General features: G+C 49.2%; 17 protein-coding genes. 6 read left to right on the top strand and 11 right to left on the bottom strand.

Annotated features, from left to right (window positions below):
- Positions 1-205 precede the first annotated feature (205 nt).
- Positions 206-1237 carry a DUF475 domain-containing protein gene (locus PHH59_RS13775; protein WP_300017258.1) on the top strand — a complete coding sequence of 344 codons (1032 nt, stop codon included), beginning with the start codon at positions 206-208 and terminating at the stop codon, positions 1235-1237.
- An 80-nt stretch (positions 1238-1317) separates the two neighbouring features.
- The gene (locus PHH59_RS13780; RefSeq protein ID WP_300017260.1) at positions 1318-1746 is read left to right on the top strand and encodes a single-stranded DNA-binding protein; all 429 of its coding nucleotides are present in this window, start codon (positions 1318-1320) and stop codon (positions 1744-1746) included.
- Between the two features lie 514 nt (positions 1747-2260).
- Here PHH59_RS13780 and PHH59_RS13785 read toward each other — a convergent pair.
- Both PHH59_RS13785 and PHH59_RS13790 read right to left on the bottom strand, forming a co-directional pair.
- Positions 2261-3292: a GNAT family N-acetyltransferase gene (locus PHH59_RS13785; RefSeq protein WP_300017263.1), complete on the bottom strand. Its 1032-nt coding sequence runs from the start codon at positions 3290-3292 to the stop codon at positions 2261-2263.
- Positions 3289-4497, bottom strand: a complete 1209-nt coding sequence (locus PHH59_RS13790; protein ID WP_300017266.1) for a DegT/DnrJ/EryC1/StrS family aminotransferase — start codon at positions 4495-4497, stop codon at positions 3289-3291. Before PHH59_RS13790 ends, PHH59_RS13785 begins: the two co-directional genes overlap by 4 nt.
- A gap of 131 nt (positions 4498-4628) precedes the next feature.
- On the opposite strand from PHH59_RS13790, the gene PHH59_RS13795 reads away from it, so the two are divergent.
- From PHH59_RS13795 to PHH59_RS13810, 4 genes are all read left to right on the top strand, one after another.
- A complete protein-coding gene (locus PHH59_RS13795; RefSeq protein ID WP_300017269.1) occupies positions 4629-4877 on the top strand; it encodes a phosphopantetheine-binding protein in 249 nt (82 codons plus the stop codon).
- 13 nt (positions 4878-4890) lie between these two features.
- Positions 4891-5709, top strand: coding sequence for a hydrolase 2, exosortase A system-associated (locus tag PHH59_RS13800; RefSeq protein WP_300017272.1), 819 nt, complete (start codon positions 4891-4893; stop codon positions 5707-5709).
- A gap of 112 nt (positions 5710-5821) precedes the next feature.
- Positions 5822-6715 (top strand): hydrolase 1, exosortase A system-associated, encoded by an 894-nt coding sequence (locus tag PHH59_RS13805; protein WP_300017275.1) that lies wholly within the window; start codon positions 5822-5824, stop codon positions 6713-6715.
- Positions 6716-6830: 115 nt separating this feature from the next.
- Positions 6831-7820, top strand: a complete 990-nt coding sequence (locus PHH59_RS13810; RefSeq protein WP_300017278.1) for a glycosyltransferase family 2 protein — start codon at positions 6831-6833, stop codon at positions 7818-7820.
- Here PHH59_RS13810 and PHH59_RS13815 read toward each other — a convergent pair.
- The 9 genes from PHH59_RS13815 to PHH59_RS13855 all read right to left on the bottom strand — a co-directional run bounded on the left by PHH59_RS13815 (position 7817) and on the right by PHH59_RS13855 (position 13875).
- Entirely contained in the window at positions 7817-9022 is a 1206-nt protein-coding gene (locus PHH59_RS13815) for a pyridoxal-dependent decarboxylase, exosortase A system-associated (RefSeq protein ID WP_300017281.1), read from the bottom strand. The two genes, PHH59_RS13810 and PHH59_RS13815, sit on opposite strands and share 4 nt — an antisense overlap.
- 97 nt (positions 9023-9119) lie before the next feature.
- Complete coding sequence (locus PHH59_RS16965) at positions 9120-9290, bottom strand: type II toxin-antitoxin system HicA family toxin (RefSeq protein WP_366905065.1); 171 nt, start codon at positions 9288-9290, stop codon at positions 9120-9122.
- On the bottom strand, positions 9287-9502 hold the full coding sequence (locus PHH59_RS13825; RefSeq protein ID WP_300017287.1) for a type II toxin-antitoxin system HicB family antitoxin: 216 nt from the start codon (positions 9500-9502) through the stop codon (positions 9287-9289). Before PHH59_RS13825 ends, PHH59_RS16965 begins: the two co-directional genes overlap by 4 nt.
- A 214-nt stretch (positions 9503-9716) precedes the next feature.
- Entirely contained in the window at positions 9717-11309 is a 1593-nt protein-coding gene (locus PHH59_RS13830) for an acyl-CoA ligase (AMP-forming), exosortase A system-associated (RefSeq protein ID WP_300017290.1), read from the bottom strand.
- 67 nt (positions 11310-11376) lie between these two features.
- A complete protein-coding gene (locus PHH59_RS13835) occupies positions 11377-11613 on the bottom strand; it encodes a hypothetical protein (protein ID WP_300017293.1) in 237 nt (78 codons plus the stop codon).
- Entirely contained in the window at positions 11610-11807 is a 198-nt protein-coding gene (locus PHH59_RS13840; protein WP_300017296.1) for a type II toxin-antitoxin system HicA family toxin, read from the bottom strand. The genes PHH59_RS13835 and PHH59_RS13840 overlap by 4 nt, the downstream gene beginning before the upstream one ends.
- A 44-nt stretch (positions 11808-11851) precedes the next feature.
- Positions 11852-12733, bottom strand: a complete 882-nt coding sequence (locus PHH59_RS13845) for a ParB/RepB/Spo0J family partition protein (protein WP_300017299.1) — start codon at positions 12731-12733, stop codon at positions 11852-11854.
- A gap of 106 nt (positions 12734-12839) precedes the next feature.
- Positions 12840-13121, bottom strand: coding sequence for a hypothetical protein (locus PHH59_RS13850; RefSeq protein ID WP_300017302.1), 282 nt, complete (start codon positions 13119-13121; stop codon positions 12840-12842).
- Entirely contained in the window at positions 13108-13875 is a 768-nt protein-coding gene (locus PHH59_RS13855; RefSeq protein WP_300017305.1) for a ParA family protein, read from the bottom strand. The genes PHH59_RS13850 and PHH59_RS13855 overlap by 14 nt, the downstream gene beginning before the upstream one ends.
- Between the last annotated feature and the right edge of the window lie 2 nt (positions 13876-13877).

The following is a 13877-nucleotide window of genomic DNA, read 5'->3' on the forward strand; positions in this document are numbered from 1 at the left end:
GGGGATCGTCGAGCTGTCCAAAAATATCTAAAAAATCCATTTCTCCATCGTCCTTGATCAATTGCTTATGCCGCTATTATCTAAAATTCTGTTGGTTGGGTCGCTATTTTTAATGAGGTAGCCCTGGCCGGAAATCGCCTAAGTATTGATTTTAATATAAATGGACTTATAGTTGCTGGTTAAATTACTTGTTAAGGATTCTTTTATGCAGCATTTTCGACTTTCTTTTATTGTCACCGCCATTAGTTTGGCAATTGCCTTTTACTGGGGCAGCATTTCTGGTGGTGTGGCGGGCGGCGTGGCGGGGGCGCTCATCGCCATGATTTTGGGGGTGCTGGAAGTCAGCTTGTCATTCGACAACGCCGTGGTCAATGCGTCCATACTTAAACGCATGGACGAACGCTGGCAGCAATACTTTCTGACCTGGGGGATTTTGATCGCCGTGTTCGGTATGCGCTTATTGTTCCCCATCACCATCGTGGCGATGGCGACGGGCATAGATTTTATCGGGGTCACGCAAATGGCCTTGCATGAGCCTGCAACCTACGCCCAGCATTTGACCGAATCGCACGTCCAAATCGCCGCGTTTGGAGGCATGTTCCTGCTAATGGTGTTTTTCTCGTTCATTTTTGACGAAAACAAGGAACTGCATTGGTTAGGTTATATCGAGAAAAAAATGGCGGGTTTCGGCAAACTGGAGTCGATTGAAATCATCCTGGCTTTGGGATTGTTGCTGGGAACCCAATACTGGTTGCCTGAAGCCATCCGCCATGAAGCCCTGGTGGCTGGCGTATTTGGCGTGATTTTATACGTCATTGTCGATAGTTTGTCGGCCTTGTTTGAAGATGAGGAAGAAGGCGAAGAACTGGCGGACGTGCTGAAAAAAGGCAGTGTCATGAGCTTTTTGTACCTAGAAGTGTTGGATGCGTCCTTTTCTTTTGACGGCGTCATCGGCGCGTTTGCGATCACCCAAGATGTCGTCATCATCATGCTGGGCTTGGCGATAGGCGCGATGTTTGTACGGAGTCTGACCGTTTATCTGGTGCGTAAAGGTACGCTGGATGAATATGTGTTTCTGGAACACGGCGCCCACTATGCCATCGGCAGCTTGGCGGCGATTATGCTGGTCAGCATGGTGCATGAAATTCCTGAAGTGGTGACGGGCTTGGTTGGCGCGGTGTTGATTGGCTTGTCGGTGTTTTCATCTATCCGTTATAAAAAAGCCCTTGAAGAATAACGCATTTGCCAGAAGACCTTTCAGGTTTTAGAAACCTGAAAGGTCTAGTCACTCATTTCATTAACTAGCAGAGATTTTTTATGAGCAACGTATTTAGCTTTACCGGAACCATAGGCCGCGATGCCGAAGTCAGATACACCCCCGCCGGATTGGCGGTGCTGAACGTTAATGTCGCCAACAACATCGGTTTTGGCGATAAACAACAAACTTTATGGATACGCGTCGCCTTATTTGGCAAACGCGCCGAAGGCAGTTTGCAGAACTACCTGAAAAAAGGCCAACAAGTGTTTGTTTCTGGAGAGCTTTCCATGAACGAATACAAAGCCAACGACGGCAGCATGAAAACCGCCTTGGAATTAAACGCCAACATCATTGACTTGGTCGGCAAACGCAACGAAGGCGGCACGCCTGTAGGCTCCCCCGCCCCAGGCCGCGCCAGTGCGCCCCAATCCCAAGCACCCAGCCACGACAATTTCGACGAGCCTTATGATGACGATATTCCATTTTAATCGGTGGTTGGTTAGTAGGATGTAAAAAAACAAAAAAGCCCATGTTTTATGGGCTTTTTTGTTTTTGCTACGTTTATAGGATGTGCCGAACGGGAGGCGCATCATTCGCGTTTGTACACTCGACAGACGCGCTTCGTGCCTTTTATGTCCTGTGGGTACAGCACATCCTATGTAGTGCATTTTTTGCGTTGAATTTCCCTAATAGCTGCTTGGGCAAGGATACCCGATAAAAACCGGAAACGGACACTTTCCATTTTGTGTGCATGTTTCCAGTCTATTTTTCTTCTGTCATAACTCTTAGATACCCTCTCGGTGTAGCTTCCTTAATATGATTGCCCGATGCCGAACCCAATCGGACAATAAATCAATACTTATCTTATCGGTATAATTCAGTTCCTTTTAATTAGGGTGTATCAAATTATTTGGCTGCAATGGCTACCGGGAGCCAAATGCGTTGGGTTTGCCGCGACAAAGTGGGTGCTGATTGGAAACCTGATTTTTTATACTTTTATAATCATCTTGTTTTTGCAAGCTTCGCTTTGACGCCCTGCAAGCATCTTAACATCCACTGCACCGTGGCAGACCGGAAAATACTCAGATGTTCAATAGGGCGTTGCCCCGTACACCAAAATAATTGCTCCGGTTTGGCGTTGGTATAAAACTCCACATAGCGTACCCGCTTGAGCAAAAACTCCCGTTCAATCAACAGATAAAGCATCAAGTGGCTAGGGCTGTAAAACGAAAAAGATTCATTAAAAGTGGTTTTAAGCGTTATTAGCATCTCAGTGTTAATAAGACAAATACGGGAGGCGGCCAATTGGTCATTTATATAAAATTCAATAATTTCTGCTTGCCCTGTGGTGGCAAACGCTTTTAGGACATCGATATAAAACAACCCTTGAAGATTGGAAGCATGGATGGCGGTGCCTTCCCCGCCTTTCCATCCTGAGGTTTCGATTTCCCCATAACGCGCCAGGGCGTCTGGCATCTCTTCAATATTTGAAACGATTTTAATTTGGCTGTCCAAGCCATTTTTTTTCAGCCGATTTGAATAGCTCCTGATGTTTTGCCGTAAGTTTTTCGGGCGTTGTTGCCAGTAATCGGCAAAATTATTGGTGACATCAATATTGATGGTCAAAGCGTGGCTTAAATTATCAGTGTAATCCAGGGATTGGGTCAAAAAGGTATAGAGCGGATCTTGGCATAGCACATCTATCATGACCGGCAAACCTGGCAGTACGGCAAACAAGCCGGGCAACGCTTCTGGATAGCCACACAGCAACGGGGCGATTTGGGTTTGGCTAGGCATAAATGTCCCCCAGACACCCAGTTTTCTAGGTTCTAGCAACAACAAATTGCCGCGGTGTCCGGCGGTTGCAGGGTAGACGGCAAGGATCGCTTGCGGATTGCCAAAATGTTTGAGCAGCGCACCGACAAAACGCGAATCAAATAAAGGGTGGGATTGGTAAAGTTGTTGATTCAGCGCATCCCATTGTCCGGTATATTCAGAAAAAGCAGAGACGGGTAACAGTTTCCAGGTGGTCATGGTTTAGGCTTTCCTAAAATGTCGCTAAATTGGTCGATGATCCAATCAATTTGCGAGGCGGTAATATTTTGATGGCAGGGTATTTGGAGTAATTGCAATCTATAGCGTTGGCTAACCGGACAATCACTGGTGGCAAGCTCTTCCCATCGCCAAAGTGGGACGCCGGCATGTTTTAAGCGGTCGAAACCGGACTCCCCAGATTCCAATAAAACCGGAAACATGTAAGGCACAACATGGGCGGGGAGTTCTGGAAATAGCGGTTTCACATGCGGTATCCCGGCAATGCCCGCCATAAGCCTGGCGTAATTCCTACGCCTGCTGTCGATGATACTTTGCAAGTGGCTGTATTTCATCAATAGCCGGGACACATCCAAGCCTCTGACGGGCATTAAATCAGGGTCAAACCAACTCCACTGCGCTGTTGTTTCTGCTATTGTCGCCGGAGCTGATTGGGGCTGGGGTTTAGGTTTAAGCCTAGTCCGATATTTATCAAGCAGCAAAATGAGCCGCCCAAGCTTACCTAAACTGCCAAATTCCGCCGCGAGCAATAGCATTTGCAGGGTAGCGTGGAGCTGGCGCCTAAAGTCGGGTTTAATTGTTGCTGTTATGCTTGAAGGCAATTTTTCGCCGATCAAAATACCGCCATCAGGGCTGCAAAAAAATTTTCTGACACTAGCGACTGAATAATGGCCGCCAGTACCTAGGGTTTTGCCTTGGCTGGTCGTGCCAAAAAAGGCGTGGGCACAATCTTCAATTAATTTTAGCTTGTTCGCGTCGCAGAAAGTACGCCAATAATCAATATCTTGCGGAAAACCAAAATAATGCGGCAATAACAAGGCGCGGACTGGTTTGGTGGCGTCGCCCAATAATTTTTCCAGATGCTTTCGATTTGGCGATAAATCAGCATCCTGCTGATATAGCAAAACGTCGGCATTCAACCACAATGCAGGTTCAACCATTGAGCCGCAGTGGTAAGCGGGTATCAGCACCGCGCTGTCTGCGTTGACGCCTGATAAGGCAAAAGCGTGGGCTAAACAAGTCCTGGCGTTGCCAAAAAAAAGGCCTTGTTTAGTAAATACAGAAGCGTGGGTATTGTCGCTGGATTTTAAATTTAACGTGGAAAAATCAAATACAGGCTGTACGGGCAATTTTGCTTTAGGATAGAATTGAGCAAACGAATTGATGGTGTTAAAGTGGATGGTCATTTTAGAGGCAGTTTAGGCTTGGGTGTTCGCATTGTAACTAGATTAAATTGAAATACGCCGATTTTCGCTTACTATTTTTAACGTTTCTAGTTCCTTAGCCCCGCTTTTTCTTATCATTTAAACTCAATATTATGTCAATAAACGATAGCGTTATAACACTTCTAATAGAGGTTTTCCAGTTTCAGAATAAGGGCTTCCAATTTTCTACAGACACGCCTTTGCTAGGCTCCATCCCCGAATTTGATTCAATGGCGGTGGTTTCCATCATCACCGCACTGGAAAACCGTTTTGGCTTTATAGTCGATGATGATGAAATTGACGCGTCAATATTTGCAACCGTCGGCTCCTTAGTGGCATTTGTCGAGCAAAAACTGGCATGAACCCTTGCTTGCTATGAAGCCATTATTCATCCCCTGCCAATCGGGGCAGTTGTTTTGTGGATTTTACCCACCCATTAACAATGATGTTAGCCGCGCAATCATCCATATCCCCGCTTTTGCTGAGGAAATGAACAAATCCCGGCGTATGGTGGCTTTACAGGCACAAGCGTTTGCCCAGCAAGCTTATGCCGTTTTGGTTTTGGACTTGTTCGGTACTGGCGACAGTACCGGAGATTTTGGCGACGCAACGTGGGAAATTTGGTTGCAAAATATTGATACCACGATTGCTTGGCTAAGGCAGCAAGGGGCACAATCCATTGATTTATGGGGATTAAGGGCAGGTGTGTTGTTGGCAATGGATTTTGCCAACCGTACCCGGCATCCCATCGCACACCTCATCGCCTGGCAACCCGTTGTCAATGGCGATATTTTCCTCACCCAATTTTTACGGTTGCGGGTGGCGGCGGCAATGATGGACAGCAACGCCCCACGGGAAAAAACGGCTGATCTAAAACAACAATTGTTGGCAGGGCAAGCTTTAGAAGTCGCCGGATATGGGTTAAACCCCGATTTAGCCCGGCCTTTAATGGCATTACGCGCCGAGCAACTGCCATGTCAAACCGTTAAAGAAATGGCTTTGTTTGAAGTGGTGTCCAACCCGGACACGCCTATTGCCTTGGCCAACACGCAATGGCTTGCCACCTTGCAAGCCCAACACATCAATGCTTCGTTGACAAAAATTGTCGGCGACAGCTTTTGGGCCAGCCAAGAAATCAGCGAGGCACCTGATTTGATCACCGCCAGTTGTAAGAAGCTTGGGCAATGGCGGTAACGACCATCCACCAATTGCTACTGACAGCCTTACCGCCATCAATACCCCAAACTATTTGAATTCCATCCCGATTTGAACCCCCGGTCTTTATGATAACCAAACCAGGCTTATTGTGTTAAGCGAGCTTCAAGCGACAGAAAACCTAACTGAAATCCCGGTTATCTTTGCCTGCCAAGGACAAAACCTACACGGGATTATCCACCAAGCCGATATAAGCGCGGCCCTTGGCGTGTTAATGATCGTGGGTGGCCCACAATACCGGGTCGGCAGCCATCGCCAGTTTGTCTTGCTGGCGCGCCATCTGGCAGCCCAAGGCATCCCTGTCATGCGTTTCGATGTCCGTGGCATGGGCGACTCACAAGGCCAGCCGCACAATTTCGGGCAAATTGACGATGACATACGGGCGGCAAGCGATTATTTTTTTGCCTCCTGCCCGGCACTCAGCCAAGTGGTGCTCTGGGGATTATGTGACGGGGCTTCTGCCGCTTTGTTTTATGCGTATCAAGATCAACGGGTTAAAGGCATGGTGTTGCTAAATCCGTGGGTATTTACCGAACAAGGTTCAGCCAAGACTTATTTAAGACATTACTACCTGCAACGATTTTTTAGCAAGGATTTTTGGCTGAAGGTATTGTCGCTAAAATTCAATTACGCCAGTTCGGTGCTTTCGTTGTGGCGGATAGTGAAGCAAGCGGCCAGTAAATCCGCAACGCCAGAATCACAACATAAAGTGACAAAAGTCGATGAACATCTCGCCCTGCCGACACGCATGCGCGAATGCCTAAAGCAATTTGAATATCCCGTCTTGTTGATCCTTAGCGGACGTGATTTGACCGCCGACGAATTCAAAGAAACCGTTAAAGCTGATCCTGAATGGCAATCTTTGCTGAGTAACCCGCGCGTTTTTCGCCGTGATTTTGCCGAAGCCGACCATACCTTTTCTTCGGCGGCCTGGCGCGACCAAGTAGCCGAATGGTCATCCGACTGGGTAAAGAAATTATCATAATAGAGGCCGCCAAACCTGATACCAGAGAACAAAGAGGCTTTAACCGGTCTGGTTTCCATTAAAAATCACCATAAAATCCACTAGCCGATCCGATCAAATCCCCCGGAGAGCCGTTTTGTCCAATCAAGAAAATCAACCAATGCCAGCGTGTAGCGGGGATCAACCTTTGGTTTCCGTCGTAGTGCCCGTTTATAACGATGAAAGTACAATCAATGACACGCTTACCAGTATTTTCTCGCAGGATTATAAAAATCTCGAAGTCATCGTCATCAATGACGGCTCCACCGACGGCACGGCGGCGATTCTCGACCAGTACCTCGACCAATACAAAGATAGGATTAAAATAATCGACCAAAGCAATGCCGGCTCCGCTGTCGCTAGAAACCAAGGGATAAAAACAGCACAAGGCAAATATATTGCTTTCATTGACGCCGATGATCTTTGGGTGCCTTGGAAAATCAGTACCCAAGTTGGCTATCTCGAACAGCATCAAGATATTGGCATGGTCTATAACACATGGATAGAGCTGCATGATAGCGCCGATGGTTTGCCTAAAACGCCCCCAAATGCTACCGAATTGGACGCCATCGCAGAAGAAAAATCAGGCTGGCTTTATACACGTTTGCTGATGGAGTGTATTGTGCATACGTCTTCAGTATTGATAGTAAAGAAAATTTGCGATGAAGCCGGTGGGTTTGATCCAAACTTACGTCGAGGCCAAGATTATGACTATTGGTTGAGGGCCTCCCAAGCCACTCAAATCATGAAACTAAAAAGTGTTTTATCTGCTTACCGGATACACTCCAGCAGCATAACCAAAACCGCACCGCAAAAAAACTTTGAGGCCATGCTTCTAAGCAAAGCCGTGCAAAAATTTGGTTTGCGTGACAAGGACGGCACGGCAATCGGCAACCCTGTCATGAATAAACGGCTGGCTGATAGTTGGGAGAGTTTTTGTTGGCAAACCTTTGACGCAGGCCAATATGCAAAATCTTTTTCCAGTGCGATAGAAATACTCAAGTACAGGCCGCTCTATTACAAAGGCTGGCTATATTTAATCGCTTCATTGGCTAAAATGATTGTCAATGCCCCCGCCCGGACTTAAATCAGCACTTCCGCCGCCTCCGGCTGGCTAAGAAATTTACTAGGGCTGGCGGTATAGCCATAAGCCCCTGATTGGTAAACCACCACCAAATCGCCAATTTCCACTTTCGGCAACCGCATTTTGTCGGCAAGGCTGTCTAACGGTGTGCACAACGGCCCGACGATATTGACGTTTTCCAGCTCCTCGCCAGCCATGTTCGTTCCTATCGCCACTGGATAATTTTTGCGGATGACCTGCCCGAAATTGCCCGATGCCGCCAGGTGATGATGGAGTCCGCCATCGACCATCAAAAAAATCTGCCCACGCGAGACTTTTTTATCTATGACTTTTGCCACATAAATCCCCGCTTCACCGACTAGATAACGCCCCAGTTCGATGACGATTTCGGTATCGGCTTGCGCGGTTTTGAAGCTTGCCATTGCCACTGCCAGCGCGTTGCCGACTTGGCGGGTGTCCAAGCGCGTTTCCCCAGGGAAATACGGAATGCCGTAACCGCCGCCGATATTGAGCTTGCGTATCGGGCCGGGGCAAGCGTCAGCGAGTTGCAATGCGAGTTGCAGGCTTTTTTGCTGGGCTTCAATAATTGATTCGGCTTTCAGGTTTTGCGAGCCGCTGTAGATGTGGAAACCTTGAAAATCGAATCCCCGTGTTTTGATATGCAGCAAGGCTTCGGGGATTAATTCTTCATCAATGCCAAATTGCTTCGCCCCACCGCCCATTTTCATGCCGGAGGCTTTCAGCTCAAATGCGGGGTTGATACGCAATGCCACGCGTGGCGTGATGCCGATTTGCCCGGCAATCCGCGCGAGCGTGTCCAATTCATGGAAGGATTCGGCGTTGATGGTGATGCCGGCCGCCACCGCTTGCCGCAATTCGTCAGGGCGTTTGCCCGGCCCGGCCATGCTGATGTGCTCGGCGGACATAGTGGTGTCCAGCGCGACTTTCATTTCCCCTGCCGACGCCAGATCAAAACCATCGACGATGCTTGCCATGTGTTGCGCCACGGCGGGCATGGGGTTGGCTTTCATCGCGTAATGGATTTTTAACTCCGGCGGCATATCACGGCGCAGTTCGGCGACTCGTTGCGTCAGTAGCTGGCGGTCATAGGCATAAAACGGTGTGCCGCCGATACGCTGGGCAAGTCGTGATAGCGGAATGCCGCCGATCAGCAATTCGTTGTTGGAGACGGCGAATTGGGTCATGGGGGCGTGTTGGGGGATAGTTGAGTTCATCGCTGGTTTAAAATTTTACAAAAGTTTTTGTAACTGGTCGCGGGTCAAATCACAATCCCGAAGGATTTTAGCAAGCAGGCCAGGGCCGATGGTTTCGTTGCCATGCAGGCACAACGGTTGAGCGTCCATCCGCATGACGAAAGAAATGATGGCTGCCTTTAACACGCAATAATTCAAAACCTGTACCAACCAAAACAGCTAAAAGCTTTTTACCTGTTACACTGGGAAACGATGTCATGCCGCTATTGAAATCCGTTGAATACCTACAAACTCAAGGGATTCTGATACTTCATCCTGGACTTCAAGACACAATTCAATCGCCTCACGGATACGTTCCATCAATTCGTCCAGCGATTTGGCCTGGGTATGGCAACCCGCCAATGCAGGTACGGACGCGACAAAATAGCCTTCGGAATCTTTTTCAACAATCACATCAAATTCGCGTGCCATTGTGTAACTCCTTTAATGTTTGGTGGGAATATAAGCATGAAAAATCCTTTAAACCTATACTCTGAACGGTCACGATTTCGGTTTTTTTAGGTAGGGTACGCTGTGCGTACCTTTTGCATTGATTTTATGATGATTTTTAAAGGTACGCACAGCGTACCCTACGATGGATTGCAAAAACCGAAAACGTGACCGTTTGAAGTATATTCAACCCTAACTAGCTATTTTCATTGAAAATATTTGCAAACTGCCCAGTCAGTGACTTCCGGTCAATCTTTCCATTGGGATTTTTGGGCAAGCCCGCTAAGGCGATGACTTTGGCAGGAACCATGAAATTGGGCAATTGGGCTTTGCAGACATTGACAATCGTTTGTCCATCAAAGGCTTCCGGCTCGTCGGCACTGACCACGACCACCACCGCTTGCCCCAGAACATCATGTTCAATCCCCAGCGCGGCGGCTTCTTTGGCAAGACCGGAGGCGTAGACGACTTCTTCGATTTCCGTGGGGCTGACGCGGTAACCGGAGGTTTTGATCATGTCGTCCTTGCGCCCGACGAAATACAAATAGCCTGCTTCATCGCGCGTCACCGTGTCGCCCGACCACACGGCGATTTCCGTCAACGGCAATTGTGGCAACTGCCCAGGTGCGGGTTTGAACCGCACCGCCGTGGTGGCCGGGTCATTCCAATACCCCATCGCCACCAGCGAGCCACGATGCACCAGTTCGCCCGCCTCGTGCGCGTCGCAAAGGCTGCCATCTTCGCGCACCACCAAAATTTCGGCGTTGGGGATGGCTTTGCCCATCGAGTCGGGGCGGATGTCGATTTGTTCCGGCGGCAAATAGGTCGAGCGGAACGCTTCGGTGAGTCCGTACATCAGGAAAAAACGGCTGTCCGGCACTTTGGCGCGGATCGCCGCCAAAATGGCCTTGGGCATTTTGCCGCCGGAGTTGGTCATATAGCGCAAATGCCCATTGATGCCCTCAGGCCAAGTGACGTTCGCCAGTTGCGCCCATAGCGGCGGCACGGCGGCAAGTCCGGTGATTTGGTAAGTTTCCATCGCCATCACGACATCACGCGGCAACAGATAATCCAGCAACACGCAAGTCGCGCCTTTCAGCAAAGCCGTGGTGAGTTGGTTCAGACCATAATCAAAGCTGAACGGCAACACCGCCAGCAAACGGTCGGCGGCGGTGATGGACAAGTATTCACTGACGCTGATCGCGCCTGTAATCAGGTTGCGATGAGAAATCACCACACCTTTGGGTTTGCCTGTACTGCCGGAAGTGTACAAAATCGCCGCCATGTCGGTGTCGATGGTCGGTGGTGTTTGCAAGGTTTCCGCCGCATTGGCCATAAACCGCTGCCAGCTTATAACGCTTTTGCCCGCCACGGCTTCGTAGTCGATGTCTTCCGCGTCAGTGATGGCAATGGCCTGCAAATCCGGGCATTCCGCCAGCACTTCGGTTAGCCCAGGCAAGCGGTTTTTCGAGGTGACAAGGATAGTGACGTTGCAATTGCTGAGGATATAGCCAAGCTGCGCCGCTTTCAGCACCGGATTGACAGGCACAAACACGCCGCCCGCCAGACTAATCGCCAAAAAACTGCTGACGGTTTCGATTTGTTTAGGCAGGTATACAGCAACCCGTTGTTGCGGCTGCAAATTCAGGGCTTGCAGGGCGCGGGCTTGTTGCTGGACAAGCTGGCCTAGTTGTTTGTATGTCCAAGTCAATTTTTTATGGACAATCGCCTCGGCATCGGGGCTTATCGCCTGGGTTTCGGTGAGCAGGTGGTGGAATAGGGTTGGCATGGTGGTGGTTCTACTATAAAAAAATCGTATCTTTAATGATGCGTAGCCCAATGGGGTACTTGAAAACTCAGGTGTGAAGCACTTTATCCGCGTAATCTTTGCCCGCCGTTGCAGGCGGCAAATAATCCCCGTTCTCAAGGAAGCTTGCGATGGTTTCATCGACGATTTCACAAAGTTCGGCAAAGACTTGCTTTTCGTCAGTACCGTGACAACCACCATAAAAAAGCCCTGGACAACTGCCAACAAAACACTGGTCTGCATCAGACCATTCCACGATTTTTACATATCGGTATTTTTCATTCATTTTTTCGCCTCCGCGATCGCCGCTTCAACCGCCTTTTCTTGATATTTTTTGGCATCATCGCCCGCTTTTCCAGAAATGACCACTGATCTTATGAGGAGTGGGTGCATAAAATTTCTATGGCTGCCTTTTTCGCCCCGATTGACGAAACCAGCCTTTTCAAGTTCAGCAATCAATTCTCTGATTTTTTTGGTCATGAGGTCTGTGAACGATTCGGTGGCACAGTTGCAACCATCTGGTTTTATTTGATCTGCCCAATAATCCCGTCCAACTCATCCAAGCTGGTGTAAGTGATGACCAGTTTGCCACCGCCGTTTTCCTTGTGGTCGATGACTACTTTCGCGCCTAGCTTTGCAGTCAGCTCATTCTGCAAGCGCAAGGTATCGTTATCAATGCGTTTTTCTACTGGTGTTTTCGGTTCGGCGTGGCATTGTTTGACCAATTGCTCGGCGGCGCGGACGGTCAGGCCGTCTTTGACTATTTTTTGGGCGATGGTGAGTTGTTGGCTGTCGCTGAGCGACAATAAGGCGCGGGCATGGCCCATTTCCAATTGCCGGTTAATCAGCAGCTTTTTGACTTCAGGGTTCAGCTCGATCAGGCGCAACAAATTGGTGATGGTGGTGCGGGATTTGCCCACGGCATCGGCGATTTGCTGGTGGGTCATCGCAAATTCGTCGAGCAATTTGCGTAAGGCGTCGGCTTCTTCCAGTGGGTTGAGGTCTTCGCGCTGGATGTTTTCGATCAAGGCAATCGCCATTGCGGCACGGTCGTCGATCTCGCGCACCAATACCGGCACGTCTTGCAAACCCGCCAATTGCGCGGCCCGCCAACGGCGTTCACCGGCGACAATTTCGTATTTTTCGGCGGCGATTTGGCGCACGACGATAGGCTGGATAATGCCTTGCGCCCGGATGGAATCGGCCAATTCCTGCAATTTTTCAGGGTTCATATCCTTGCGCGGCTGGTATTTGCCGCGTTGCAGATATTCTATCGGCAGGTGTTGGGTCGGGTTGGTCGCCGCTTGGACCGCTTTATCCTCTGTTTCCTTGCCACCGTCTTTCGGCGCAATTTCACCCAATAAAGCATCCAGCCCACGGCCTAATCCACGTTTTTGTACAGCCATTGCTTTGCTACTTGTTTGTTTTAAGTGATTGGAAAAAGGCAGGGCCATACTGGGCGGGATGGATTTGCCACCCATCCCGATGTGAGTAATGGCCGATTGGATGGAATCAATGCAAATCAGCGCGGATGATCAATTCAAATTCCAGCAGCAAAATTCTCAGGGCTTCGGCTTCTTTTAAAAGCTGTAAGCACTCAGTCCGCAAAGCGTCATTGGATGTTTGCGTATTTTCCGCAGGCTTGCCTTTTTCGGCAGGGTCGGCAGGGTTTGCATCGGCAGGGTTTGTAGAGGTTGAATGCAAGGCGTCCATGGATTGCGTGTCAGCCAACAGCACTTCAAGCCCTCTGCCCAAGCCACGTTTTTTTTCAGTCAAGTGATTATTTTTTTTCATTTTGTATCATTTCATCGGCGAGGGACGTATAAGCCGTAGCTCCACGCGAGCTTTTGTCATAAGCCAATATGGGCAAACCATGACTGGGCGCTTCAGCCAAACGGATATTTCTGGGTATGCAAGTCCTAAAAACTTGATCGCCAAAATAGCGCAGCAATTGCTCGGATACGTCTTTGGTCAAACGGTTGCGGTCATCGAACATGGTGCGCAGTATGCCTTCCAAATACAGGCCGGGATTGACCGTGCTTTGGATGTTTTTCAGTGTCCCCATCAGCGCCGACAAGCCTTCCAGAGCGTAATACTCGCATTGCACCGGAATCAACAGGCTATTGGCGGCGACCATCGCATTTAAGGTCAGCATGTTCAGCGATGGCGGGCAGTCGATCAGGATGTAATCGTATTGCATGGTAACTTGCGTCAAGGCATAGCGCAGACGCAATTCTTTCCGGTCGGCATTCATCAATTGCACTTCGGCGGCGGTCAAATCGGCATTGCCCGGAATGACCGAGAATCCCAATTCTGGGCGCACCACCGCCGCCGCGCTGACTGGCACATCTTCCATCAGCACATCATAACTGGAGTAACTGATGTCTTCTTTATCAACACCACAACCCATGGCGGCATTACCTTGCGGATCAAGATCCACCAATAAGACGCGGCGATTGGCTGCGGCCAATGAAGCCGCCAAGTTGACGCTGGTTGTTGTTTTGCCTACGCCGCCTTTTTGATTGGTGACGGCAATTATTTTTCCCACTT

It is taken from the genome of Methylovulum sp. (genome assembly GCF_028687615.1).
In the GTDB taxonomy this organism is placed as follows: domain Bacteria; phylum Pseudomonadota; class Gammaproteobacteria; order Methylococcales; family Methylomonadaceae; genus Methylovulum.

Coding starts and splice junctions, on each gene's coding strand:
- PHH59_RS13775 (WP_300017258.1), top strand. CDS start 206: ATGCAGCATTTTCGACTTTCTTTTATTGTCACCGCCATTAGTTTGGCA.
- PHH59_RS13780 (WP_300017260.1), top strand. CDS start 1,318: ATGAGCAACGTATTTAGCTTTACCGGAACCATAGGCCGCGATGCCGAA.
- PHH59_RS13785 (WP_300017263.1), bottom strand. CDS start 3,292: ATGACCACCTGGAAACTGTTACCCGTCTCTGCTTTTTCTGAATATACC.
- PHH59_RS13790 (WP_300017266.1), bottom strand. CDS start 4,497: ATGACCATCCACTTTAACACCATCAATTCGTTTGCTCAATTCTATCCT.
- PHH59_RS13795 (WP_300017269.1), top strand. CDS start 4,629: ATGTCAATAAACGATAGCGTTATAACACTTCTAATAGAGGTTTTCCAG.
- PHH59_RS13800 (WP_300017272.1), top strand. CDS start 4,891: ATGAAGCCATTATTCATCCCCTGCCAATCGGGGCAGTTGTTTTGTGGA.
- PHH59_RS13815 (WP_300017281.1), bottom strand. CDS start 9,022: ATGACCCAATTCGCCGTCTCCAACAACGAATTGCTGATCGGCGGCATT.
- PHH59_RS16965 (WP_366905065.1), bottom strand. CDS start 9,290: ATGACATCGTTTCCCAGTGTAACAGGTAAAAAGCTTTTAGCTGTTTTG.
- PHH59_RS13825 (WP_300017287.1), bottom strand. CDS start 9,502: ATGGCACGCGAATTTGATGTGATTGTTGAAAAAGATTCCGAAGGCTAT.
- PHH59_RS13830 (WP_300017290.1), bottom strand. CDS start 11,309: ATGCCAACCCTATTCCACCACCTGCTCACCGAAACCCAGGCGATAAGC.
- PHH59_RS13835 (WP_300017293.1), bottom strand. CDS start 11,613: ATGAATGAAAAATACCGATATGTAAAAATCGTGGAATGGTCTGATGCA.
- PHH59_RS13840 (WP_300017296.1), bottom strand. CDS start 11,807: ATGACCAAAAAAATCAGAGAATTGATTGCTGAACTTGAAAAGGCTGGT.
- PHH59_RS13845 (WP_300017299.1), bottom strand. CDS start 12,733: ATGGCTGTACAAAAACGTGGATTAGGCCGTGGGCTGGATGCTTTATTG.
- PHH59_RS13850 (WP_300017302.1), bottom strand. CDS start 13,121: ATGAAAAAAAATAATCACTTGACTGAAAAAAAACGTGGCTTGGGCAGA.